This is a genomic window from Pedobacter planticolens (genome assembly GCF_014172375.1).
Lineage (GTDB): Bacteria > Bacteroidota > Bacteroidia > Sphingobacteriales > Sphingobacteriaceae > Pedobacter > Pedobacter planticolens.
Genome location: NZ_WNXD01000001.1, coordinates 180,338 through 206,679 on the forward strand (window position 1 = coordinate 180,338; position 26,342 = coordinate 206,679).

The 26,342-nt window shown below is 38.1% G+C and carries 23 protein-coding genes and 2 pseudogenes; 18 read left to right on the forward strand and 7 right to left on the reverse strand.

Features of this window, described 5'->3' with window-relative positions; genetic code table 11:
- Nucleotide 1: 1 nt before the first annotated feature.
- The 11 genes and pseudogenes from GM921_RS00740 (at nucleotide 2) to GM921_RS00785 (ending at nucleotide 14,676) form a co-directional block, all read left to right on the forward strand.
- On the forward strand, nucleotides 2-1,429 hold the full coding sequence (locus tag GM921_RS00740) for a GspE/PulE family protein (RefSeq protein ID WP_182920699.1): 1,428 nt from the start codon (nucleotides 2-4) through the stop codon (nucleotides 1,427-1,429).
- Nucleotides 1,426-3,366, forward strand: a complete 1,941-nt coding sequence (locus GM921_RS00745) for a type II secretion system protein GspD (RefSeq protein WP_182920700.1) — start codon at nucleotides 1,426-1,428, stop codon at nucleotides 3,364-3,366. Before GM921_RS00740 ends, GM921_RS00745 begins: the two co-directional genes overlap by 4 nt.
- Before the next feature lies 1 nt (nucleotide 3,367).
- On the forward strand, nucleotides 3,368-4,558 hold the full coding sequence (locus GM921_RS00750; RefSeq protein WP_182920701.1) for a PilN domain-containing protein: 1,191 nt from the start codon (nucleotides 3,368-3,370) through the stop codon (nucleotides 4,556-4,558).
- Between the two features lie 2 nt (nucleotides 4,559-4,560).
- Entirely contained in the window at nucleotides 4,561-5,094 is a 534-nt protein-coding gene (locus tag GM921_RS00755; RefSeq protein ID WP_182920702.1) for a hypothetical protein, read from the forward strand.
- 134 nt (nucleotides 5,095-5,228) lie between these two features.
- A complete protein-coding gene (locus GM921_RS00760) occupies nucleotides 5,229-8,714 on the forward strand; it encodes an RHS repeat domain-containing protein (protein WP_182920703.1) in 3,486 nt (1,161 codons plus the stop codon).
- Nucleotides 8,715-8,721: 7 nt separating this feature from the next.
- Nucleotides 8,722-9,231: pseudogene (locus tag GM921_RS17600) on the forward strand (DUF6443 domain-containing protein); the annotation flags it as partial.
- A 141-nt stretch (nucleotides 9,232-9,372) separates the two neighbouring features.
- On the forward strand, nucleotides 9,373-12,006 hold the full coding sequence (locus GM921_RS17565; RefSeq protein WP_182920704.1) for an RHS repeat domain-containing protein: 2,634 nt from the start codon (nucleotides 9,373-9,375) through the stop codon (nucleotides 12,004-12,006).
- Nucleotides 12,007-12,036: 30 nt separating this feature from the next.
- A complete protein-coding gene (locus GM921_RS00770) occupies nucleotides 12,037-12,510 on the forward strand; it encodes a hypothetical protein (RefSeq protein WP_182920705.1) in 474 nt (157 codons plus the stop codon).
- Between the two features lie 757 nt (nucleotides 12,511-13,267).
- Nucleotides 13,268-13,528, forward strand: coding sequence for a hypothetical protein (locus GM921_RS00775; protein WP_182920706.1), 261 nt, complete (start codon nucleotides 13,268-13,270; stop codon nucleotides 13,526-13,528).
- A gap of 320 nt (nucleotides 13,529-13,848) precedes the next feature.
- Complete coding sequence (locus GM921_RS00780) at nucleotides 13,849-14,232, forward strand: response regulator (protein WP_182920707.1); 384 nt, start codon at nucleotides 13,849-13,851, stop codon at nucleotides 14,230-14,232.
- Between the two features lie 12 nt (nucleotides 14,233-14,244).
- On the forward strand, nucleotides 14,245-14,676 hold the full coding sequence (locus GM921_RS00785; RefSeq protein ID WP_182920708.1) for a LytR/AlgR family response regulator transcription factor: 432 nt from the start codon (nucleotides 14,245-14,247) through the stop codon (nucleotides 14,674-14,676).
- Here the strand turns inward: GM921_RS00785 and GM921_RS00790 are convergent.
- The 7 genes and pseudogenes from GM921_RS00790 to GM921_RS00820 all read right to left on the reverse strand — a co-directional run.
- Nucleotides 14,673-15,818 (reverse strand): type II secretion system F family protein, encoded by a 1,146-nt coding sequence (locus GM921_RS00790; protein WP_182920709.1) that lies wholly within the window; start codon nucleotides 15,816-15,818, stop codon nucleotides 14,673-14,675. The two genes, GM921_RS00785 and GM921_RS00790, sit on opposite strands and share 4 nt — an antisense overlap.
- A gap of 2 nt (nucleotides 15,819-15,820) precedes the next feature.
- Nucleotides 15,821-16,285 (reverse strand): prepilin-type N-terminal cleavage/methylation domain-containing protein, encoded by a 465-nt coding sequence (locus tag GM921_RS00795; protein WP_182920710.1) that lies wholly within the window; start codon nucleotides 16,283-16,285, stop codon nucleotides 15,821-15,823.
- Nucleotides 16,272-16,634 (reverse strand): pilus assembly FimT family protein, encoded by a 363-nt coding sequence (locus GM921_RS00800; RefSeq protein WP_182920711.1) that lies wholly within the window; start codon nucleotides 16,632-16,634, stop codon nucleotides 16,272-16,274. The genes GM921_RS00795 and GM921_RS00800 overlap by 14 nt, the downstream gene beginning before the upstream one ends.
- A complete protein-coding gene (locus GM921_RS00805; protein WP_182920712.1) occupies nucleotides 16,622-17,866 on the reverse strand; it encodes a hypothetical protein in 1,245 nt (414 codons plus the stop codon). Before GM921_RS00805 ends, GM921_RS00800 begins: the two co-directional genes overlap by 13 nt.
- A complete protein-coding gene (locus tag GM921_RS00810) occupies nucleotides 17,863-18,495 on the reverse strand; it encodes a toxin-antitoxin system YwqK family antitoxin (RefSeq protein WP_182920713.1) in 633 nt (210 codons plus the stop codon). The genes GM921_RS00805 and GM921_RS00810 overlap by 4 nt, the downstream gene beginning before the upstream one ends.
- The gene (locus GM921_RS00815; protein ID WP_182920714.1) at nucleotides 18,467-18,952 is read right to left on the reverse strand and encodes a hypothetical protein; all 486 of its coding nucleotides are present in this window, start codon (nucleotides 18,950-18,952) and stop codon (nucleotides 18,467-18,469) included. Before GM921_RS00815 ends, GM921_RS00810 begins: the two co-directional genes overlap by 29 nt.
- Nucleotides 18,953-20,439: 1,487 nt before the next feature.
- Nucleotides 20,440-20,793: pseudogene (locus GM921_RS00820) on the reverse strand (sensor histidine kinase); the annotation flags it as partial.
- A 368-nt stretch (nucleotides 20,794-21,161) separates the two neighbouring features.
- On the opposite strand from GM921_RS00820, the gene GM921_RS00825 reads away from it, so the two are divergent.
- From GM921_RS00825 to GM921_RS00855, 7 genes are all read left to right on the forward strand, one after another.
- Complete coding sequence (locus GM921_RS00825) at nucleotides 21,162-21,761, forward strand: TPM domain-containing protein (RefSeq protein ID WP_182920716.1); 600 nt, start codon at nucleotides 21,162-21,164, stop codon at nucleotides 21,759-21,761.
- 180 nt (nucleotides 21,762-21,941) lie between these two features.
- The gene (locus tag GM921_RS00830; RefSeq protein WP_182920717.1) at nucleotides 21,942-22,493 is read left to right on the forward strand and encodes a hypothetical protein; all 552 of its coding nucleotides are present in this window, start codon (nucleotides 21,942-21,944) and stop codon (nucleotides 22,491-22,493) included.
- An 85-nt stretch (nucleotides 22,494-22,578) separates the two neighbouring features.
- Nucleotides 22,579-23,076, forward strand: a complete 498-nt coding sequence (locus GM921_RS00835; RefSeq protein ID WP_182920718.1) for a cupin domain-containing protein — start codon at nucleotides 22,579-22,581, stop codon at nucleotides 23,074-23,076.
- 154 nt (nucleotides 23,077-23,230) lie between these two features.
- Nucleotides 23,231-23,959: an acyl-CoA desaturase gene (locus tag GM921_RS00840; RefSeq protein WP_182920719.1), complete on the forward strand. Its 729-nt coding sequence runs from the start codon at nucleotides 23,231-23,233 to the stop codon at nucleotides 23,957-23,959.
- 101 nt (nucleotides 23,960-24,060) lie between these two features.
- Complete coding sequence (locus tag GM921_RS00845; RefSeq protein WP_182920720.1) at nucleotides 24,061-24,393, forward strand: DUF1475 family protein; 333 nt, start codon at nucleotides 24,061-24,063, stop codon at nucleotides 24,391-24,393.
- A 53-nt stretch (nucleotides 24,394-24,446) separates the two neighbouring features.
- Nucleotides 24,447-25,244 (forward strand): DUF1295 domain-containing protein, encoded by a 798-nt coding sequence (locus tag GM921_RS00850; RefSeq protein WP_182920721.1) that lies wholly within the window; start codon nucleotides 24,447-24,449, stop codon nucleotides 25,242-25,244.
- A 68-nt stretch (nucleotides 25,245-25,312) separates the two neighbouring features.
- Entirely contained in the window at nucleotides 25,313-26,341 is a 1,029-nt protein-coding gene (locus GM921_RS00855) for an SAM-dependent methyltransferase (RefSeq protein WP_182920722.1), read from the forward strand.
- Nucleotide 26,342: the final 1 nt, after the last annotated feature.

Below are 26,342 nucleotides of genomic sequence, written 5' to 3' on the forward strand. Positions count from 1 at the left end.
TATGGGAATAGAGCTTACTAGTGAACTGGTCCATGCATTGCCAAATGATTTGGTCATTAGCTACAGGGTTATACCAAAGGCAATCAATAATGACATATATGAATTGTATTGTGATCAAAATATAGCCCAACATCTACTCGTTGATGAACTCACCATTATATTAGGTAAAAAAATATGTCTGGATGTAATCGATATTATAGAACTTGATCGCCTGCTTTCGACCTATTATTTTTTGGATAGCAAAAACGAGAAAAGCCACGAACAAAAGGCACTAGCGGTTGGTGAGGACTTTTTAAATACACTTATTAATGAAGCGAAATCTTTAAAAAGTAGCGACATCCACATCGAAACCTATGAACAGAAATGTAGGATTAGGATCAGAATAGATGGGATGATGGTTGAAAGATACCTGGTTGCCAAGAGTGATTATCCAGCGCTGATCAATAAGGTCAAAATTTTGGCCAATCTGGATATTGCCGAAAAACGCTTGCCTCAGGATGGGCGCATCCACCACCGCCAGAATAAAAACTCCGCTTTTGACATTAGGGTTTCTGTGCTGCCCACACTACATGGAGAAAAAGTAGTTCTAAGATTGTTGAATAATAGTTCGGTAGGTGTTGAATTAGATGTACTCGGACTTTCACCAGCCGACTTAAATAATTACCTACAGGGCGTAAAACAGCCAAATGGTATTATTTTGATTAGTGGTCCAACTGGCTCTGGCAAGACCACTACTTTATACGCAACTTTAAAGCTGCTCAATAAGGCAACCCGCAATATCCTTACCATTGAAGATCCGATAGAATACACTTTGGAAGGAATTAACCAGGTGCAATTAAAGGAAAGCATTGGACTGAGCTTTGCTTCTGCTTTGCGCACCTTTCTCAGGCAAGATCCAGATGTGATTATGGTAGGTGAAATCCGTGACCCAGAAACTGCAAACATGGCAATTAGAGCAGCATTAACTGGCCACCTTGTACTTTCTACCATCCATACCAATTCTGCGTGGGGTACAGTCTCAAGGTTAATCGATATGGGAATTCCAAGTTTTTTGGTAGCCAATACACTCAATACTTCGGTAGCACAACGTCTATTGAGAATGCTTTGTCCGGCTTGTAAAGCGGAAACCTCCTTTGATGAAACTACTTACCCAAGTCAGTTTTCAGCGCCATTTAAAGTGGCCAAACAATTTGTGCCCAATGGCTGTGCACATTGCTTCCATACGGGCTATAAGGGTAGAAAAGCAGTTTACGAGGTGATTCCGATCGACCGAGAACTGGCCTACGCAATTAAACAGGGCAATATGGAAATTTCCGAACAGCTGAAAACAAAACATATCAGTACGCTCGGCGAAAATGCCTTCGAACTTTTTGCCAGTGGCGAAACATCGTTGGAAGAAGTGTTTCCTTTATTATTAAGTAACTCATGAAAATATACATCCGCTCTTCATTCTTGCTCCTCCTTTTGATTTTCGGCCTGATGTCGTTTGTATTTGGTCAGGCTAATCCTGCCGAACGTATCAAACAGATTGATGAACGGCTCAGAAATTTGGCAGTTACTGTTCCCGGCTTAGGGCAAAAGGTAGAACTGACCATGTCTGGTGCAAATGCACAGGAATTTTTGAGGGCATTGGCACAATCCAATAACCTCAACATCAATATCGATCCATTGGTAAATTTTAAGGTATACAACAATTTTAGGAACGAAACTGCTGCCAATGTACTCCTATTTGTAGCCAAAGAATATAATCTAGATATCAACATGATCGGCTCTATCATGTCAATTACCAAAGCGATCGAAACAAAAGCAATAATAGCAGTAAAAGAAATCAACGTAAAATATAATGCTGATCGAAATAGACTAGGTTTTGAACTCACCAATGATTCACTTAGTGCCGTTGCCCGAAAAATCTCCATGGTATCTGGCAAAAATGTGGTAGTACCTGTTTCATTGATGGGCAAACGCGTAACTTCCTTTATTGCTGATGCCAATTTTGAAACTGCGTTGGAAAAATTGGCTTATGCCAATGAACTTAAATTGAATAAAACTAATGACGGAATCTATATTTTTCAACCCTTGGCTGAGGGAGAAGAACTTTACATCAATAACGATAACAGCACTGCAGTCAAAAAGAATAATAAAATATTACCTAATGGTGGCACTGTAGCTGGAAATTACAACATCGCCGCAAAAAAAGATAATACTGGCAATAAGCTCATCAGCATCAACGCCGTAAATACACCAATTCTTGATCTTATTAAATCGTCTTCGGTAGAAGCCAATGTCAACTACTTTATTTATTCTGATATCAAGGGCAGTATTACAACCAGACTTAATGACATTAGCTATGAAAATTTTTTATCTGCATTATTGCAGGGAACAGAATATACTTACAAGTATGAGGCTGGCACTTACCTGATCGGCGATCGAAAATTGGAAGGATTACGTTCACATCGAATTGTAAAACTCCAGTATCGCTCATTGGACACCATACAGATGATGATTCCCGTTGAATGGAAAAAAGGAGTTGAAATCAAGGAATTCCGTGAACAGAACACGCTCTTGTTGTCTGGTGCCGCACCACAGGTTAACGAAATTTCAAATTATATTGCACAGATCGACAAAGTTGTACCCATGATTCTGATTGAAGTTACACTGGTCGATATCCGAAAGGGAAAAGTAGTGAAAACAGGGATTTCTGCAGGAATGTCTGATAGCGTAAAAACTGGTGGCTCAATTTTACCGGGACTCGATTATACCTTTGGTGCCAATTCAATTAACGATTTCCTTTCTCGTTTAGGCAGCAATAACTCGATTAATTTAGGTAAGGTAGCACCAAATTTCTATGTGAAGCTGAGTGCGCTGGAAAACAATAACAATGTAGAAATCAGATCGGTTCCCAAACTCTCTACCTTAAATGGACATACCGCTAATCTAAGTATTGGTAGTTCAAGATTTTACAGTACACAAACCCAAAATGTAATTCCTTCACTCAACGCACAAACTGTAATAACACAACAATTTACCGAAGTAAATGCCAATCTGGAAATAGAGATCAGACCAATTGTTTCGGGCGATGACCAGGTTACGCTAAATATTAAAGTCAATATTTCCGATTTTATTGGCAATCCACCGCTCAATGTACCACCGCCGAAATCAACAAGTAAGTTTCAGTCTATTATAAGGGCAAGGAATGAAGATATGATTGTATTGGGTGGGCTGGAACGTACCGAAAGTTCAGAAGCGGGCTCTGGCATACCGCTTTTGTCTCGTATTCCCATACTAAAATGGCTGTTCAGTAGCAGGGAAAAGGCAAACAATAAAGTGGTTACCCTCGTGTTTATCAAACCCATTGTAATGTATTAATATGGTATTTGGCACTGGATTGAAGGAATGTTTAGGTGTTGAACTTAAGGTGCTGGTAGATGATAGCTACAGCTGCCGCTACCTGCAGGTTTCATTAATTAAAAATAATCTTGAACTCGGAAAGGAATTTAGCCTTGAGGGAGGGATCAAGACTATACTAGAAGCATTGCCAAAAACAATTCCAATTGCATTGGTAATGACTGGGGCAGGTATTTTGCTTAAAAAGAGTACCATTGATAACGGAGACGAACATGAACAGCTTTTATTCAAAAGGGCATTTCCAAGTTTAGAAAGAGATGAGTTTTATAATCAAATTTTGGTGCAGGGAGATATCTGTCATCTATCTATTAGCAGAACACTTTGGATTGATGAGTTGTTGCTGCGGTTTGAGCGTGCGGAACTAAATGTATTACAAGTTAGTATTGGGCCTTTGGTTGCTACGCAAGTATTTGGCCAACTCAATCGATATGGGAATGAAATTTTGTTTGATCGGCATCATTTTACCATCAATGAACAAAAAGACCTTATTAGTTATCAGGTTAACTCTGGAAGTGAAGATATCCACGAGCTAAAGATTGAAGGACATATTATTTCCGCAAAAAGCATATTAGCCTACGCTGCTGCTTTTCAATTTTTGCTGCATGAAAAAATCAGATCAATAACTGCAAATGTTGCCAGCGTCCATAATGCGCTTGATAAATATTCAGCTCATCAGCATATTAGGCGATACGGACTATTGACGCTATTTTCAAGTTTTGGCCTGTTGCTGGTGAGTTTTATCCTCTTCTTTTATTATAACCAGCAGAACGCCGTTTTATTACAACAAGTGGGTGCAAAAGCCAACAGTTTAAGCGATGTAGAAATGCTCACAGCAACAATTGCCAGAAGTGAGCAACAATTAAAACAGTTGCGATGGAATGGAGGTTATGCTCCAGCTAACCTGATAGATGAAATGGTGATAGACCTGCCCAAGCAGTTGCAATTAAAAACGATAGAGATCAAAGCTTTGCAACAAGAAAATAGCCTAACGAATCAGATTAGGGTTACAGGTTCAACCAACGATCTGCAAGCCATGAACAATTGGATGTTCCTGCTCAAACAGCATGCCTGGGTTAAAGAGGTTAAACTCATCAATTACGAGTTGCCCGCGGATGAAAAAGACCATCAGTTTAACCTATCAATCAGTTATTAACTATGATAAAAGAAGTGATTTTTAAACACCAGAAAGCCGCCACACTTATTATCATTGCTGCATTGATTTATTTTTGCTACCAGTTTTCGTTTAAAAAAACAATAGCTGCAATGCTATTGCATCAAAAGCTGAGCAAGGAAGTAAATGCACAAGACACTGGAGTACAATCTACACTCTCTATAATGGAGCAAAAGCAAATTGCCTATACAAAAATCATAAAAAGCTATGTAGTAAAAAAAAGTAGCCGAGAAAATACAATGTGGCAAACTATTTCAGGTTTGGCCTTGCAACATCAAGTATCCATCTCTTTTCAGCCACCAAAATTAGAAACGGACACTAGTTTGTCAAAGAGCCAATTTAATCAAGAATACCACTTCAATAGTAGCTATTCCAATCTGATCAGGTTGTTGGATACATTACACCATGTACAACAGATTGGTAAGGTGACAAGGGTTAAGATTTTTAAAGATCATAGAGATACTGAGAGCAATGATGGGCTAATTATGGAACTCGGTTTTGTAGGTCTAGAAAAATAGTCTGATAGCGTAACTCATTTAAAGCACCAAAATAGCAGTTGAACTGAGCCAAAATCAGCAAATTTTCCCATTCGCAGTCTTCGTCTTTTACCTTTCAAAAAACCATTCATCCTTTATTTTCTATCGTTCAGCCTTTGGTAGCTGTTGTAGGCAAAAATACTTCATTTTGGTGTAAGGCAATCGTATGTTGCGTTATCAAAATAGTTTTTTACCATCTATTCGCAATCAAAATGAAACGAGTTAAACAATTGTTGCTATTTATGTTAACATTGGTGTTTAGTCTGCAGATAAACGCCCAAACTACTGCAACTGCACCCGAACTTCCGAAGGTATTACCTCCTTCACCAAATGCCTCTGCTTTAGGTATCGTTGGAAACATCCCGGTAGGCCTGAGCACTGGAACACTCAATTTTGGCTTACCGCTACTTCAACTTTCCGTAGGAAAGGTATCACTTAACGTTACAGCATCTTACAGTGCGAGTGGCATTAAGGTAGATCAAATCGCTTCAAGGCTGGGCATGGGATGGATATTGGATGCAGGAGGTATGATCAACAGAACCGTACGTGGAAACGCTGATGAGTCAGCGCTGTATGCTTCGCCGCCCGCCGACATCAATCTCACTACGCCAGCGGTGAAAGAATACCTAAAACGCGTAAGCCTTAATAAAGACCATTACGACGCCGAACCCGATATATTTAGCTTCAATTTTAATGGCTATTCGGGTAAGTTCGTATTAAGGCCCACCAATAAAACACAAGTTGTTTTTTTAAACAAATCTACCCTTAAAATAGAAACAGATTTTAGTGTAAATAGCCTTAAACCATATACACTTAAGGTAACAGACCCCGACGGAATGGTTTACTATTTCGGAGGTGCCGGCGCAACAGAAAAATCACGAAGCACAAACTCCGGCGGAAACAATTGCGGTAAAACCTATGATACAGGAGTTGAAACCGCGTGGTACCTTACTAAAATCCAGGACCTGAATGGAGATTATATTTCCTTTAGCTACCTTCCGTGTGATATTTATTACGATACCAGTGCTTCGCAGAGCATCCTGGCCATGAATCCAGAAACCGTTGGTCAAAGTTTATATGATGACGACTCGAAAGGTTATTTATATCCAGCACCAGGTTATTCGTCAACATGTATCAATAGTATTATAAGCAACGCCGTATACCTTAATGAGGTTACAACTTCTAAGGGTGCGGTGTTGAAGTTCAGCTATGCTGGAAGGAGCGATCTTGATGGCGACAAGCTTGTGAGCAAGATTGAATATGGATTAACTGGCGCTACGCCACTAAAAACGTATGACTTCATTTATACCTATGGTATCAGTTCAAGCGGATTTAATGGTGCATACAATAGTAGCTATAACCCAACAATATTTAGTAACCGTCCCTATCTCTCAGGTATCACCGAAAGTTCGAAAGGCTTAACGGAGACGAAGAAGAACAAGTTTAATTATTACAATATCAATGACCTGCCACCACGTCTGGCATTTGCACAAGATATATACGGTTACTACAATGGGCAGAATAACTCTGGTTTCATTCCTGGGCCGGTTTCTTCTATTTTCTCCTACACCCCCGCAGATCGGTATACCTACGGTGCTTATGCGAACTATGGTATGTTAAGCAAGATTTTTTACCCGACAGGAGGTACAGACAGTTTAATTTATGAGCCTCATGGCGTTGCCTCAGAAATGGGTACGGGTCCAATACCTACATCGTACGTAGACGCAGTAGGCGGCGCCCGCATCGCTCGTATTATTAGTCATGATCCTATTGCGAATACCGACAGGATCAAAGCCTATCGCTATAACAAGTTTAGTAATCCAACCTTGTCCTCAGCATTTGTTTTTAGCATCTCTCCAACTTATTTTACGCAAGTTGAGCGAAGGATCACCAACTTGGTTGGTACTGCTGCTATGTTTAATACCTATACGCTGGCAAGTGCGGGTGGGGATATAGCGTCAGGGCAATTTGATGGGAGTCATATCTATTATACTGATGTATGGGAAAGCGATGGCGCCGATTTTGGCAATGGAGCAACATTGCATCAATATGAAATCCTAACGGGCAGGCCAGGCCCCGATTTGTTGAGAGGCGCTGGATACCTCGGTATGCCATCAGGTTTAAGCGGCGCAACTGCCATCCATGAAAAATATCAGCAGGTATTTAAGCAGGATGAACTTGGAAATAGAACAAAGCTTAAAGAGGTGTTCCTCACGCAGAAAAGCATCCCTCTTGAGGTTGTTACCAGTGTTGTAGGGCGAGAAAACTATGATATTGATCTTGCAGGTGGATCCAATCCATATGATATTTCTTCATATACCTTTGAAAGTTACTGGAATTACAATGATTCTACCAAAGTAATCAACTATGATACCAATGGATTAAATCCGGTCACAGAAATTACCGCTACAAGCTACGGAAATATTTTGCACTTGTTGCCTACCCAAACGGTAAGTGAAGATAGTTATGGGCGTAAGATTTACCGAACCATGGAATACCCGCATGAGATGGTGGCAACATCGAATGATCCTCAGGGTGTGTATGCAGCAATGATTGCTAAAAACAAGATCAGTACAGTAATCCGCGAAAAAGAATTTGTGCAAACACTGCAAACTGGAGAAAAGTTGACTTCTTATTTCCAGCCCTTTACAAATATCTTTGTGCCTCAAACCGTAGCGCTTTATAACAATGCTTTAACATCCTTAACAAACAGAATTCGGTTCCACAAGTACGATGCGTTCGGCAATCTGCAGAGTGTTTCGCTTCAAGATGGCGCAAAAGTTTGTTATCTCTATAGCTATAACAACCAATATCCGGTAGCCGAGATTAAAGATATGGATTACACGGTCATTGAGTCTACGCTCACAGCCGCTGCAATTACCAGCTTCAGTCTTTCCAATCCGACCAAAGTAGACATTGCCAATTTTCTTTCTCCATTAACTACCGCGTTTCCGAAAGCACAGGTTAGTCAGTTATCTTATGAGCCTTTAGTTGGGATGCGCAGCATGACAGACTCAAAGGGAATGAGTAGTTTCTACGAATATGACGACTTCCAACGCCTGCTGAATATCAAAGATCAACGCGGGGATATTGTAAAGAACTATAGATACAACTATGGAGCGAATGTAAACACCACCCCAACCTGGACCGATACCAATGTAAAAACCTGTGTTGTTGTTGGCGGGAGTTACACTGGCGAAGAACTGATGCAACAGGTTGATTCCAATCCGTACAGTTTAACCTACAACACTAATCGCACACGGAGCCTGGGCACCACGGGCAATTGCCAACCAGTAATTTATGCAAAGGTTTTTGAGGAAAATCTAACTGTGGCGTTAAGGCGTACAAAGGCCGACATTGTAGTGCGGTTTTTTAATGATGCCGCCTGTACCGTTCCCATTTCTGTAAGTGGGTTATCGGTTTCCTATCAGGAAGTTGATGATGTGTATAATCTGATCAATTCCGCCTCTATTGTTGCCAATGGAACTTCTGGCACCATTGCCACTCAAGCCATCATACAAGAAAATAATCCCTTCGGTGTGCCTGTTTCCTATTATTATTTTCTGCTGCTAAATGTTCCAGGTTACACTATTGTCTATTAACTTTAATATGAAAAGCCATATAAAAAAATTATACAGCCTGTTTCCAATACTGCTGGTGGCAGTAACAGGCCTTTGTCAATCGCCAAGTCTTAACCGCAACTTCACCATTGAAACCATCGTAAAAGAAGCGGGACATCAAACTGCATCTAGTCTTGCAGTCCTGCCTGTTAATTTAGCTAATCGCACCGTTACTTATTTAGATGGTTTGGGTCGGCCGTATCAAACCGTACAGTGGCAGGCAAGCCCTAGCCCTAATAAAAAAGATATTGTTAGTTTCAATGTTTACGATACTTATGGTCGCGAAACCACTAAATATGCGCCGTATGCCGAACAGCTTAGCGCTGATCTTAGCTCAAAAACAAATCCACTTAGCATGCAGGGAGCCTATTACGGAGTTGGAAGCTGGGATGCTCAGGTGGTTAAGAACCCTTACCCCTTAAGCGTAACCAAGCCCGAAAACTCACCCCTCGGACGTATACTGGAGCAGGGAGCTCCGGGTGCCGCTTGGCAGCCTGCTACTACGAGTATCGCCGGATCAGGCCATACTGTAAAAACAGACTATACGGCCAATGTTGCAGCTGAGGTAGCCATTTGGATCCCAACCAGCCACGGAGCATCTACTTCTGGTACCTTCCCAGCTGGTGTGTTATACAAAAACGTGATCAAAAATGAGAACTGGACGAGTGGAAATGAAAACACAATCGAGGAATTTAAAGATAAAGGGGGAAAGGTGATTTTAAGAAAGACATGGGAAACTGCAACCAAATCACTTTCTACCTATTACGTTTATGACGATTTTGGCAACCTTCGCTATGTGTTGCCTCCCGCTGTTACAGAGAATGGAATTCTCAGTTATGCCAATACCACCGTATTTACTGAAACTGATCCAGTTTTTGAAAGGTACATTTATGGTTATCACTATGATGGACGGAGAAGACAAACGGAGAAAAAGATTCCGGGTAAGGGTTGGGAATACATGGTCTACAATAACCTCGACCAGCTTATTTTTACACAAGATACCCTTCAACGGGCTGTCGGGCAATGGTTGTTCACCAAATATGATGCCTTGGGAAGAACAATTATGAGCGGCATTCATAATAACGGCAGCAGCAGGGCAACATTACAGGCCGCTGCAGATACTGAAACGGTATTTTGGGAGCAAAGGGATAATGCAAATACGCTGACTGGATATACCAACCTCAGCCTACCAAATGTTACGGTTAATCTTTCTGCCCTGCTTTCCATCAATTATTACGATGATTACCTTTTTAACGGAAATACCTTCACGCCAACATCGATTACGGAAAGTACGAAAACTCTGGGCCTGCCCACCGCAACAAAGATCAATGTGATGGGCAGTAGCACCATGTTACTTTCGGTAATGTATTATGACGAAGATGGTAGGATAATACAGAGCAAGAGTGCCAACCATTTAGGGGGATTCGATTTGGTAAATAATACCTACAACTTTCCAGGAGAACTTACGGCAACTACACGCATGCACGTTGTTGGCGCAAATACCACCACCATTGCAAACAGCTTTACCTATGATCATGTGGGTAGAAAACTCAATACCATAGAAAATATAGATAACCAAGGGGCAGTAGTGTTGAACCGCTTGGAATATAATGAAATTGGGCAGTTAAAAGGTAAAAACCTGCACAGCACTAACAACGGTGCCAGTTTTTACCAGCATACCGACATGACCTACAATGAACGCGGATGGCTTACCAATGCTACAAGCCCTCAATTTAGCTTCTGGCTTCGGTACAATGATGCCGAAGGTAGCACTACCGCGAATTTTAATGGCAACGTGAGCAACCAGTACTGGGGAGCAGGATCATTGGATGCGAGCACGCCCAATTTTTTCAGGTATAATTATGATGCGCTAGGCAGACTGCTCAATGGCAAAACAGCAACGGGAAGTACAGTAGCTATGAAAGAGGAAATTACCTATGATGTAATGGGTAATATCCTTTCCATGAACCGCGATGCGGCAGGTGCATCTACCTATACTTATATCGGGCACCAGCTGCAGGGCATCAGTGGCGGTTCGCTCAACACCGGAACCTACCTATATGATGCCAATGGAAATGCCAAAACAGATGGGAAAAAAGGGATTTCACTCAACTATAACCTCCTCAACCTTCCTGTTACAGCAAGCAAAACAACGGGAACGCCGGTAGATCTCAGTTATACCTATAATGCTGTAGGGCAAAAACTGAAAAAAGTGGATGTTGGTACGCTCACCACTACAACCGATTATGTTGGCGGGATCCAATACCAAAACAATGTAATCGATTTTATACAGACCGAAGAGGGAAGAGCAGTTAGGAATGCAACCACTGGAACTTATACCTACCAATATAATTTAACAGACCACCTTGGAAATGTGAGATATAGTTTTGATATTTATAGCGGAGCGATCAGGAAGTTGCAGGAGGATAATTATTACGCCTTTGGGAAAAGGTTAGGGGTTGCCGGAGGCACCAACAAATACCTGTACAATGGTAAAGAGGAACAGGACGGGCTGGACCAGCTCGACTACGGTGCAAGGTTTTATGATGCCGAGATAGGGAGATGGAACGTAATTGATCCCTTGGCAGAGGTTTCAAGAAGGTTCAGTCCCTACACTTACGGGTTTAACAATCCAATCAGGTTTGTAGATCCCGATGGTATGGCATCTAAGGATATGGTATTCAGGGGGAGGGATTATGATGATCGTAGTTCGGATGATTATCAGGCGTGGAAAAGAGCTAATGAGGCACCACCTGAATGGTATCGTCCTGCAGATAAACTGACTGGAAAAGAGCCTGATGACAGTGGCGAGCAGAAAGTATCTAATAATCCTGGTGACCCAGATCCTAAACCAAAGAAAGGGGATGCTAAGGAAGCTAAAAAGGGGCGTGACCCTCATCCGAGAGGTGCAGCAAAAGGGCCTGTACCATGGTACGGTAATTTTTTAGGCCCAGGGCCACCGGATAACCCTTATACACTGAAGGGCTTTAATGGCAAAACCTTAAAACCAATAAATATGTTGGACGAAGCAGCTCAACGACATGATTATGCTTATTTTAAAGCTAAAACTGGTGGGATTAGTGGAGCTTTATTTAACAAATCTGTGAGTGATGCAGATTTAGAACTTTCAGCCGGAGCTCAATGGACAATAATTTACAGTTTTTTAGGAATCAATGATCCAGTTTCAGGAAAGCCTGTAAGCTCGGCTGAATTAAGATGGGCATGGGCTGTAACAATCTCATTTACTGACTTAGGGACTTTAAAGAAGTTTTAATAAGGAGGTTTAACTATAGCAATTATCAAAATGAAAAAAACAATATTAATTACAATAGCATTAGGCTTTATACTTTTCACTGCCATCTTTATATATTTTGTATCAGGAGTAAGTTCAGTATCTCCCCCGATAAAAAAATATCAATATTTCGGGAGTGTTAATCAATTACTGTCAGGATTTGAAAAATATTCTTCTAATCATTCAGATATGACGTTTAAAATTACAGACACGGTTGGTGGTATTGAGAATGGTTATGCTTATTATATGACTATTGAAATAATGAACAATAAACATAATATTACGTATCGTATAATGTGTGAGCAAAACAAGGATGATAAAAACATCAAGACCAACGTTAATCTTATACTTGCATTTGATGAAACTAATAAAACTGGAGGTTATCAGATGAAAGGTAAAGTCGTTGAAGTGCTGGTAAAGCAATTTGATTTGGGTGTTTTAAAGCCTTTAAAAGATAAACAAAACATTCAAATCAATCCTTTGTAATTAGAAATCAACATACAAGTCTGGCCACCCAAGCTGGACTTTTTATCTTTTGGGATTTAAGGATAAGAAAGCAATCAGGGGGCTCATCCAAGAGGTGGGATCGACATATAATGTAGGGATTAACAGTTAATGAAAGAATGCGAGATATAGATTTAATGGTTAATTTAACAGAATTAGGTAAACAATTCTATTCAGATTTAGAAAAAAATTATAATAATCGATTATAGTTCATGTGATGACCCACATTAGCGCAAGTATGTCGCGTTGGCCTTACTTGCTTTATAGTTCGATAACTAAAAATTGCTGAGCTTTTTTAGTTATCATACCAAATTTTGCTCCTAGTTATGTAGGAAATTGTTCCATACAGCACATAGTGAAGGATTGGAAATGTGAGCTATAGTTTTGATATTTATAGCGGAGCGATCAGGAAGTTGCAGGAGGATGCGTATTACGCCTTTGGGAAAAGGTTGGCGGTTGCCGGAGGCACCAACAAATATCTGTACAATGGCAAGGAGGAACAGGACGGACTGGACCAGCTCGACTACGGTGCAAGGTTTGTAGCCTGCCCAGAACGCAGAGAAGGGATGCCGAGATAGGAAGATGGAACGTAATTGATCCCTTGGCAGAGGTTTCAAGAAGGTTCAGTCCCTACACTTACGGGTTTAACAATCCAATCAGGTTTGTAGATCCGGATGGGATGGCATCACGTGACGCCGTATTTAGAGGCAGGGGATAAATGACTATAAACTAAAAAAACATGAACAAAGATCTCTTTTCTTTCAAAAAATTATTTTTTGCTTATCTATTTGCTATGATTCCATTCTCATTGCTCGGAGGTATACTATCATTATTCAATATAGTGCCTGTAAATTTTAATGGAAACCCTACATATGGTTTTAAAGGGTTTATAGTTGCTATCCTATTTACCCCTTTTATTGCACTTATGTTTAGTGGTCTGAATTGGCTATTCCTAAATTTAGGAGTTTTGATATATAGGCTTTTTTCAAAACAGAGATAACTCATCTTGCGCAAGGATCCACTTGTGCTTTTAAAAAAATATAGTTCGGTAACTGAAAATGTTGCCGAACTTTTTAGTTTTCATGCCTGGCATATATGCCTACTTATTAATTTCAGCATGCGAATTTACTTGTTCAGCATTTGAAAAGCATCGTTTACAAATAAATTCTTCAAACAAAATATTCTACTTTAAATTATGGAACGATAGGTTGATTAACATCTAACGTTAAAAAGCTATTGAGCAGTAATTAGATAGCCGATAAAAATTGAGCTAATTGCTATCAAATTAAATTTCTCCATTATTTAACGCCCCAGACTCACATGCCAACCTGCTTCATTTTTGCCGAAAACTTATCTATTAATGCTATTGCACCACACATAGAACAGTTATCTTTGCCGATCATCGGAACCGCCACTACTTTTGACGAAGGCTTTCGACTAATCATGGGATTTAAACCAGAAATCGTATTCATCGACATGATCTTCGTACAGCGTTACAGTGAAGAACTTCAGTTATTGAAACATAAAACCTCATTTGTTGTCATTTCAGATACTACTGCTGATGCCTTTGCAGCATTTGAATTTCATGCATTAGATTATCTACTCAAACCAGTGAAATATACGCGTTTGATCAAGAGCATTGAAATATATCAATCTATTGAAGCGAGATTTGCACTCGGTCAAAAAATAAATCCCGAAATCTAGGATTATTTTTACATGAAAACAGATACCAAAGGAATCAAAGAGGTCAAGATTTTTTACAAGGATATCGTTTACATTGAGGCCCAGCACAACCATGTAATTGTTTATCTGGAGAACAATAAACAGCATGTGGTCTTTAACACCATGAAAGATATGGAAGAGAACCTGCCTTTTGCATTGTTTTCAAGGATCCATAAATCGTTTATCATCAACGATGATAAGATCAGTTATATTGAAGGCAATGCTGTAATCCTGAACGATAATACCAAGCTCAAAATTGTAATCGGAAATACGTTTAGGAAGGCATTTATAGAAAAAAAGAATAAACGGGTAATCAAGGGTAATAAATCTAAGATCAAAGAAGAAATTATGGTAGGCCTATTGTTGCCATTAACCTTGATGCTCACAAATCTTGTTAATTTGGTGAATGAACTCAACTTTTTTTAAAAACTGTTGCTCATCTGGAACATGGGTAAATACATGGCAATCAGGATCACACCAACGACCAGGCCGAGTACAATAATAATCAAGGGTTCTAACAGGCTGCCAATAGCGTTAGTCTGGTATTCAACTTCTTCGGTATATTGATTGGATAACTGTTCGAAAAAATGTTCGAGTTGATTGACTTCTTCCGCAATCCTAATTAATTGGATAAATTTGCTTGGATAAAAAGTATGCTGACCCAAACTTACTGAGAGGCTTTTGCCATGCATAATGTCTGTTTCTGCCTGTTGCAGAGAAAAAACGATGGGATAGAAATTGATCATCTGTTTAACCAAGGTCAACGATTGCAACAAAGGCGTATCTGTACCGACTAATAAGCGCATGGTATTGGCAAATCTGGCTAAGTAAACCTTTTGTACAATTGAACCTATAATTGGTATTTTAAGCGTTAGTAGCGCTGCCTGTTTTTTAAATCGTGCAGTACTTCGCTGTGTAAAATAAAATATGGCCGCGAGCAACAACAAGATGAGTCCAAAATAGAAATAATGATCAAAACCTTCAGAAATATTGATAATGAGTTGTGTAAGATAAGGTAGTTTACCACCAAACCTTATAAACACATCGCCAAACATTGGCACCACAAACTTGACCATAAAAAAAATAGCGCCAAAAGAAGTCGATAGGACAATAATTGGGTAGGTAATGGCGCTGGTAATCTTTCTTTTTTGGGCAATCTTTCTTTTAAAATATAGGAAAAGCTCTTGTAGTATTTCGGCGCTTCGACCAGTTTCTTCGCCTATACGGATACTGTAATACTCGTAAGGACTAAATTTATTGGTTTTTTCTAAGGTTTCTGAAAGAGATTGCCCTTCAATTACCTGGTTTTTTATTTGATTGAATAATATTTTATCTGCTTCCTTCTCAAAAGATTCGCTTACCAAATCTAATGAGGTTTTGATATCAATGCCTGATTTGATCAAGGTGCTCAGTTCACTGTAAAAAGCAACCTTCTTTTTGTCGGGTAGCTGATAATTATCGCCAAACCGGATATCGGTATTGAACAGCTCGAAAATACTCTTGGTTGTGTCTTGTTTATTTGAAGGTTTTTTTTTCGTTTGGTAAGCTGAAATATCTATGCTTGGCATAATTAGTTGAATAAATTGGTTGCACTATATATCTTTTGGAAACGAATGTTATTTTGTTTGTTTTTTAAGGAATAGTTAAAGGTAAGCTCATCTACTAATCCAGAGTCTATTGCTAGCTTTTCAAATTTGAAAACCAGGTTTGTGATTGCCATTTTTACCGTATCATTTTTGAGCTGATACTGGTTTCTTACCATGCATTCTGGTTTGAACTGATACTCGATGGTTCCATGTGCCATTTCGCAGCTGATGCCAAATTCGGTTTTGTTAATTTTGCTTGCTATCTCAAAATCATGCTGTAACACCTGTTTCATCAGTAGTATATTCCCCACTTCGTCCTTTCTTGATTTGATCTGGGCATAATATTGGTTAGTAAGGGTAAATGCGGTATAGCAGATGCCGATGCAAATCGCAGAGAGGAGCATTGCAACGGTAACTTCCAATAAGGTAAAAGAGTTAATTTTGTTCATCTATATGAGGGATAGCTATGAGTCCTTTTATTTTTGAGATTATCTGTTGTTCTTGTGTTGCTGTAATTTCAATCAGCTTTAATCCATCAATTTGGCTTTCACTGATCTCGTAGTGGTAAACAATCTCATCAATTGTTACTTCATCTATAATTGCTATTTCTCCCGCTTGGATCTGTTGCAATTGATGCTCCAGTTGTTGGTTAACCATTAATTTGGTGTAGGACGGTATCTGCATAAAACTATTGAGATATATCTTACTTGCGATTGCAAAAACAATCATGATAATCAACATGGCTACCAATACTTCAACCAAAGTGGAGGCGCTGAGTTTTTTGTTTAGTTGAGCCATTTCAATACTTTTTGCGAGTTTGTATTGCTGGTAAAAAGAAAAGAGCTCAGATAATAGCTGCTCCGCTCCATGGAATTAATCTTTGCACTTACTAGGAAATTTTCATAAACTGTACTTTTCAATTGCATTAATAACTTATTGCAGCTTATTTTTCCAAAAATGTTTACATTTTCAGCAAATTTGATGGTGCCCTCGGCGTATACTTCACCTTTGATAACATTATTCTTGCCAATGCTGATCAAGGTCTGTAGAGGCGTTCGGTTAGTTTCATAAGAGAAGATAATACCTGAAAAGTTTACATTTTCTCCAAGGGTGATAATTGGCTGCGGGTTCGATTGAGAGGTTTCATCCCGTATAATGCCCAAGCATGAAGGATAGCTGAAAGTTGCCTCTTTTTCTACAACAATAGAATCCCTTGCAAACAACTGAAGGCTACCAGTAAATCCTGCAGCAACCCTGATTTCACGGGCGTAAACTTGGATGTCTTCCAGCTTTGCATCGGAAGTAATATAAACCGTAGTGTCAGAAGTGATAACAATGTTTCCTATGAGATGGTTTGATAACGTGATGGGCTCATGCGTAGAAAGATAAATTGTTTCTTTCTGAAATGATCGGCTGCTATTATTGTCAAAAGATGAAGCGCTTGTGTAGGAGAATTTTTGGAAGTTGGCATTGAGCAATTCGATCCATTTTTTTTGAAGCGATGGAAGCTGTTTCTCACTTTCTTTGATGCTACCATAAACTAATTGTTTGCCGGTGTAAGGCTTGCCTTCTACATATGATGGTTTAATGCCGGATTTGGGCAGAATAGCAGTGCCAATAATTCTAGCTTCCTGACTAATGCTTAGTGGTCTATCTTCATCACTCAGATAGATGGCAATTTGGTCTTTGCCCGGCTCGTTTCCAAGTAGGTATGGTTTTCGTAACGTGTCGGTTTGGATGTGGCTTTGTAGTTTGATAAGCTTAAATATTCCCCATTGTTGGTTTTGAATAAGGATACTGTCTGTCTGGTCGCCATATAGATCGATATATTGCAGGGTATCGATCAATAATGGCTGATGTAGGCTAATCAATATCCCAGCATAGATATGGTCTTCCAATCTCTGCTGCCGTTGCGCCTGTAAATAATATAGCTTAAAATAGAAAGATACTACGATGAGTGAAGAGCAGATCACTCCGATGATTAACGCAATGGTAATAGATAAATATAGCGCACCCGCATTTATTTTCATTGTTGTGCTCTATGTCTAGGTTTAAAGCTTCGCTCAATCCAGCTGAGGTATTCGGCTTGTTGTACAACTTCGCCATTGCGGTACAAGATATGCTGTATGCTGTCGGGTCTAATGTAACGTACTACTTTGCCATTAATTTTACCGGCACTATAATTACCAGATTCTTGCAATTCACCTTTCGCAAAAAGTTGATATTTCCCCTCAGGTAATCCATTTTGATAGGTTTTTTGACTAAGTAAAATTCCATCTTCGTTCCATACTTTCCATATTCCCTGTTTAAGCCCATTTTTAAATAATCCCTGTTCCTTTAGGTTACCATTTAGGTAAATCGCCGTATACGGTCCATCTAATAATTTGCCACTAAAGCCACCTTGGGTAGCATGGAGCTGATTATTGCTGTACCAATAATAATGTGCTTTATTATCTATCAGTTTTGATTGTTGTTCTTTTGCAGTCAGAAAACTCTCTTTGTAATTGGTATAGGTGATGGTATGGTGATATGTCGCAAGTGCTGATGCATAGATTTTATCCTGAGCATTCGCAATAATTGTAAAACTGCAACACAACACAAAAAGAAGAAATTGTTGATAGGTCCGCATATTATTTGATACTGATGTATTTGGTTTCATGATTGAAAAGGATCTTAATGCTATCACCCATATTCTTGAGTAACTGAATGCCCTGATGTTTTGATCCTTCGGTTATCATTAGTTCTTTTGCATTGATAGAAATGATCGTTATTTTTTGCCGGCTTTTTCGATTGTTGATATATCCTCGGTAGCTAATGGTTGGCCATTGTATTATTGGTTTTGCTACGATAGGTTTTGTAGTTTTTGCTGGTTGCGGTGATGTTTCATTATAGACTGTAGCAATAAAATTATAGCTACTAAACGGGTCTCGCTGTAGGTGCAGTTCGTGCTTATCTTCAGTGTGGTCTACAACTGTAATGCCATTGAGTTTTGGCTGATATTTGGGAAGTATAGGCTCTTCATCTGTTGCGAGCGACGAATAAATTCGATAAATAATTAATCCCCAAACAATGGTTACGCATCCAATCAGTAGATATACTGCTTTTTTATTTTTCATTTTATCTAAGCATTGCCAATCCCTAAATATACCTTGTCCAAATTGTTGATTAAAAAATCTGACAGTCTATTTTTTTAGCGGATTTAGGAATTTCAATTTCGTCACTGATTCAAGAGTGTTCAGCTTGGAAATGGAACTGTTCGCCCTAAAAATATTTAGGATAGCTGCTTGAGCCTATAGATAATTTCTACAATGGCATCTGTGTTTTTGGCCTTATTTGAAAACCAAAGACAAAAATTGCTAAATAAAATCCAGCAATTTTTCTGCAACTTCCTTCTTAATCTTGCTTTCAAAGCCAGCCCAATATTTCTGCGTGATAAAGCTAATCCTACTCATCCGCAATATAATGCATGCAGTGATACTAGAAGATCGAACAGATTAATATTTTGTAGAAATGTCAAGAATTATCTTAAAATCTTAAGTTATTCCCAATAATCTTCATCAATCTTTGAAATTCTTGTTAAGTCATCAAGCAAATTTCTAGAAAAGTACACAGTCTCTGGAGCCATAATGGGCAGGCTGGGGGCTACACCAAAAGTGGCCACATATTACGCTCCAAACTGGTCACTCCGTTTCGCTTGAAAGTGGTCAGTCGGCTGATTTTAGGGCTTTTTAAGGCTCTAAATCCGTGTTCTGGACTGATGTATCGGATGAGTGTATGATAAAGAATCTGTGGGCTTAAAATTGTCCAAATCCGATAGTATCCCAGTGGTTTTGTTGACCTGTCTGTTGAGGTCCGGATTGGATGTGCTGAGAGGTATGAAAATGGGCTTTTGCGGAGCAAAAGCGTGATTGGTGATGGAATGTTGGAATATCTTTAGGCTGCTGCTGCAATCAGGGAATCGAACTGGGTGGATAAGGTGCTAAGCGCAAAGTCCAGCTTCGGGGTGGACAGTTTGGAACGGAATGATGTGGCTACTTTCACCGAAATACACACATAGCTCTAGTAAGACCATCAAGTATGCTTTCCAATGCAAACAACTCAGCCAAAACTCAGCCAAATTATAGAAAAGCTTCGGAAAAATTGCAGTTAAAAATTTTCCGAAAAAGATGAAAAAAACAGCTTATTTTAAGATGGAATTGATGATTTAAGGAAAAAAATATTTGTTGATAATAATGTGATTGCCACAAAATAGATTTAAAATATGTCTTTAAAGTGGTTTAAGTGGCTATTTTTGTTTATCTTTATTTTAAATAATTGATTAAAAACTCAGCCAAAACTCAGCCAAATTACCCAAAATGACAGATAAAAAACCCCTTTTAGAGCATCAAAAACAGCGTTTAGAGCTCGCAATTGATGAAATATCCACTCCGATATTCTCCACAGTAATCCGCAATTAATTGCTTATCGATTGATTGCGGATTTTTTATGAAAAATCCTGTTCAAATTTAAATACTACGACAGTCATAATTAATTATTCCTCAACATAAAACCCGACTTTTTGAGGATCCTACACAAACTAATTTAGTAATGTTGTTGATGTATTCTAACTGGTATGTGTTCTTCCATAAAAATTGAGCCTTTGTAATAGTCTGCGCTTATGCTTAAGGCGATTAATGAGCACCCGAAGAGAAATGCGATCATAAGGGATAGTCAATAGCACCTGAGTTCCCCCAACAGTTAAACTTTTAATTTCAAAGCTTCCTTTCCATTTCTCTGCACGACTTTTAAGGTTCAACAATCCGTTGCGTTTTGGAGAAACTTTTGAAGCATCAAAGCCAACACCATTATCAGTGATTTTAAAAAGCAGATGACCTCGGGAATAGTCTAAGTCTATATCAACAATATCGGCATTAGCATGTTTACGAATGTTGTTTAAAATTTCCTTAAACATCAGAAATAAGTCTCGCTGAGATTATATGGAATGGTTGATGAAAAGTACAGTCCATAGTGAGAATAAATTGCTTTCTTCAAAACAACAGTATACAAAGGACACTCAAGGTAGAGTTATTTCAATTACCAGTAGTTATCCTAATCAGGGAGGGAAGCCTGAAATCATACGCTTCAAATATGCGCCGGTATCTTAGCTCAATTAGTCCGCCCGAGGCATCCATTTACCTTCCATCGGCAGCTTTTCTGAATAACAGAAAATTGTGGAATTCTTGCTGGAAAAGGACTTTGATGTTAATATACGATAGGATATAAATTACTGAGCAATATAATTTCATTTACACCATGCCAGGATGCTATCAAAACATTAATACTCTTATGTTCAAAGTTACTTTCGGAATATTAGTCCTAACTATTTTAATCTATGCCTGCTATTTAGAGTGCTATACTTTTGATGGATTTTATCAGAGAAATGAAAGTACAACTGTTGAGACTGAAAATATCAGTTCGGGGAAGAAGGTACACAAAAGGAAGATGGAAAAACTCATCTTTGATATGGAAGAGATACTTTCAGCGCCTGAAATAAAGCATTTTGACAGCTTGTTCCGAGCGCATGAAAAACTTACTGGAAATGAGATCGTGCTCGTTACCACTAGTGATTACGGAGGCTATCCAACTATGAAGGCCTATGCTCGAGATTTTCTTAATAGCAATGGAATCGGTAAAAAGGGACGTAATAATGGCCTTGGTATTTTTTTTAGCAGAACAAAAAGAGAAACAAGAATTTCTACAGGTACGGGAACGCAAAAGGTTTTAAGTGATTTTTTTGCAAAACAAATTATTGATAGTCTGATGATACCAGCATTTAAGGTCGGAAGAAATTACGAGGGCATATTGGCAGGTGTAAATGAAATAATCAGCTTTCTGGAGAGACCCGAGAATAAAATCCTTGCCATAGAAGACAACAGGAAATTTTAGTTGCACATTTAGAGGAATCTTTAATCTGCCGAGCCCGCACCTTTAGAGGGAAGAGACCCAGTCCAGCAATTACTGGGTTTTATTGGTTAGGAATTATTCAAAAAGAGAATAACAACTTTGTCTAGCTAATTCCTAAAACATTTTTTCTCTTTCTGGATAAAAAACTTTTATCTTCATTTTATGAAAAAGATCATCTTTACGCTAGTAAGTTTAAGTTTTTTTATTGCTGTTCAGGCTCAAAAAACTTTACCAGAAATTAAAGCAGGTACTGTAATGAGTGCAAGTGCTTTTTTACAAGGTCAAGAATATCCTTTAATTATAACAGTTAAAAGCCTAACGGCTCCAATTACACTTGCTTGGTCGGTAGATGGTTATGGAGATGGTGCTTTTGAAATTAACGAAAAAGGAATGCAAAGTGGAACAGCCTTGTTCTTGGGACAACCAGGATTGGGACTTACCAAATTAGGAGATAATGAAACTTATTGTTTAATCTCAAAAGCTGCTTTTAAATCTTTGACAGATACTAAAACCTTTACGTATAATGGAGTGAAATTTAAAGTTAAAACAGCAGATTCTACTCCTATGAAATATGGGGGGAAAGAAGCAGATATTATTCAAGTAATAAGTGAAGATGGTAAAATGCAACTTTGGATTTTAAATAACCCTAATTTGCCGTTTATTGTACAAACGGTAGGCTTGCCTATTGATCTTTTAATTAACGATATTAAATAGGAATTAGTAAGGTTTTACCAATTTACTATAAAAAATAGAGCCCGATTGGGCTTTTTTCATTTGTAACCCGTATTTTTGCAACAATATGGAAACTCAGAAGAAAGATATATTCGATACCGTTGCCCAACGTTTACAAATAGAAGGCTTTAATGTTGTAAATCGTGATGAAACCCGTCCTTGGGGTGGCTTTTTTGTAATTGATGAAGAACAAGCACAACAATTTGCAGATACTTATTTTGATGGTTTGGATGTAAATAGTTTAAAAATTGGCGGGAAATTAAGTCCTAAAGTTTTAATTGTTGCACCAAATACACGCCTTTCTTGGCAATATCATCATCGCAGAGCGGAAATTTGGCAAGTAGTTAGTGGTACGGTTGGCATTAAAACTAGCGAAACTGATGTTGAAGGAGAAGTGAAAAAATATCACCCTAAAGACCAAATTAAATTACAACAAGGCGAGCGTCACCGCTTAATCGGTTTAGAAGATTGGGGAGTTGTAGCAGAAATTTGGCAACATACCGATGCTACAAATCCATCAGATGAAAGCGATATTGTTCGCGTTCAAGACGATTTTGGAAGGTAGTTTTAATTACAAACAAAAACTGAATCACTCTCCAATTCGTTTATAATTGAAGGCTTGTCATCCAGAACGTAGTGAAGTATCTCACCAATAAAATTCAAAAATGAGATTCCTCGCAAGCTCGGAATGACAAATTACTAACACACACAAATCATACATGATAATTCTAATATTCTTTTTAGCTCACTGGTTCTTATCTCTTTTCAGTCAAACCTTTTTTCTACACCGTTACTCATCACATAAGATGTTTAAAATGGAGTTATTTTGGGAACGATTTTTCTATCTCATTTTATTAATTTCTCAAGGTTCTTCATTTTTAAATCCTAGAGCATATGCTATTTTACATCGTATGCACCATGCTTATAGTGATACAGAGAAAGACCCACATTCTCCACACTTTTTTAAAGATGTATTTGGGATGATGATTGCTACGAAGAATATGTACATGAACTATCTTCAACATAAAATAGAACCTGAACCAGCTTTTAGAGGGAATTATCCTGAATGGCCATTGGTTGATAAAATTGGAAATTCATGGATTTGGAGAATTTCTTGTGGTTTATTTTACATCGGTTTTTATATTGCTTTTGCAGAATATTGGTGGATGTTTATTTTATTGCCAATTCACTTTTTAATGGGACCATTGCATGGTGCTATTGTAAATTGGTGCGGACATAAATATGGTTACTCAAATCATGATAATGATGATCATAGCAAAAACTCATTACCTTGGGATTTCTTGTTAATGGGCGAATTGTTTCAGAATAATCACCATAAAAAACCGAATAGCCCAAATTTTGCAACCAGATGGTGGGAGTTTGACCCAACGTATCCGATGATGAAAGTTATGCATTGGATGAGAATTATTAGGATTAGAAAGGTTTAGATTTATTTAAATTATACTATAACATACTAAAGGTTGGTGCTTGCACTAACCTTTTTTTATTTATAAAAACCTGCAATACTCTTTTTTCGTTTATTGCATATATGATTACAACCTTAAAGATTATTTTTTCTGCACTATTAGTTTGGGTTACTTATATAGTCGTCAGTACAAGCTTAGAAAGTTCGTTGTTTAAAGAATGGGATTTTCTCGGTTCAATACCTTGGATGCGAGCAACATTATGGGATTTTTATGCGAATATATTTATCATCACCTTATGGATGTTTTACAAAGAAAAATCTTTTTTCCTTAAAATCGTTTGGGTAATTTTATTCGTATGTTTAGGTAGCATTGCCACTTGTGCTTATGTTTTAATTAAATTATTCAAACTAAAACAAAGTGATGGTGTTAAGGAATTAGTGGGGAATAGGGGTTGATAGACAATGGTTTATAGATCATTAGCTATAAACCATTGACCATTTTTAAAATTATGGATTACAAACATCTACTTTTTATCGCTCTTATCTCTCTCATTGCCTGTTGCATCATTATGTTTTTGGTTTGGCTTTGGGCAAAGAAAATCGAAAATGCTGGTGTGGTAGATGTCTTTTGGGCGCTCAACTTTCCAGTAATTACTGTGATTACTTTTTTCCTGTCGGAAGGTTTTGGAACACGTAAACTTTTGATTTGTGGTATGTTTTTAATTGCTGAATTAAGATTGGGAATTCATCTCTGGCGAAGAGTAATTGGGCATTTAAATGAAGAAGAGGGGAGATATGAACAGCTTCGAAAAGAATGGGGGAAAGATGCAAATAGAAACCTCTTGTTTTTTTTTCAGTTCCAAGCGATATCTAATGTGATACTAGCTTTTCCATTTTTTATTATTAGTGCAAATAAATCTACAGCAATTTCGATTTTAGAATATATTGGATTAGCTATTTGGATCATTTCTTTCTTTGGTGAAATGATTGCTGATAATCAATTGGCAGCTTTTAAAAAAGACAAAAATAATAAGGGGAAAGTTTGCGATAGAGGTTTGTGGTATTACAGTCGCCATCCCAATTATTTCTTCGAATGGTTAACATGGATGGCTTATTTCGTATTTGCTTTGGCAACTCCTTGGGGCATTTTGGCAATCATCAGCCCTGCGATAATTTTATACTTATTACTAAAAGTTACAGGCGTACCAAATAACGAAGAACAAAACTTACGTAGCAAACCATTGGCTTACAAAAAATATCAAGAAACAACCAGTGCCTTTTTTCCTTGGTTTAAAAAGGGCAGATAGCTAATGGTTAATAGACCATAGACTAAAAACCCAAACCATTAACAATTGTCCATCAACTCTCTTAAAAAATGTGGTACGATAAATTAATAGAAAACGATAAACTTCCAGACCCTGTTTTACGAGCTGGAATTAGAAAACTCTTAAAACAACGCTTAGCTGATGAAACTTTAGGCGATGAAGAATTGCAACAACGAAAATTTATCAGTTTGGTGAATGAATTGAAAGCCTCGCCAATTGCAGTAAACACAGCAGATGCTAACGAACAACATTATGAATTACCAACGGAATTTTTTCAATACTGCTTAGGCAAAAATCTAAAATATAGCAGTGGATATTGGAATCCTGGGGTAAAGGATATTGATACTTCTGAAGATGATATGTTGGCTTTAACCTGTAAAAGGGCTGATTTGCAAAGCGGACAAAATGTTTTAGAATTGGGTTGCGGCTGGGGTTCATTGTCGTTATATATGTCGGCTAAATTTCCAGAAAGCAAGTTTACAGTAGTTTCTAATTCAGCAACACAAAAGATTTTTATTGACGAAACTGCTAAGCAAAGAGGTATTCAGAACTTAACTGTTTTAACTGCAGACATGAATACTTTTACAATAGCAGATAGCTTTGATAGAGTGGTTTCTGTTGAAATGTTTGAGCATATGCGCAATTACAAACTATTGCTGGCTAAGGTTTCATCACTCTTAAAACCCGACGGAAAATTGTTCGTTCATATTTTTACGCACAAAAATTTAGCGTATAAATATGAGGTAATTGATGAAAGCGATTGGATGAGTAAATACTTTTTTACTGGTGGAATAATGCCATCCAACCATTTGTTTTTCTATTTTAATGACGACTTAAAAATTACCAAACATTGGGTAGTAAATGGAACTAATTATGGCAAAACTTCTGAAGCTTGGCTAAGTAATATGAACAAACATAAAAAGGAAATTATGCCCATTTTAGAAAATACTTATGGCAAAGATCAAGCTGTGAAATGGTGGGTTTATTGGCGTTTGTTTTATATGGCATGTGCCGAATTGTTTAATTACAATAAAGGAAATGAATGGATGGTTTGTCATTATCTTTTTGAGAAGAAATAAG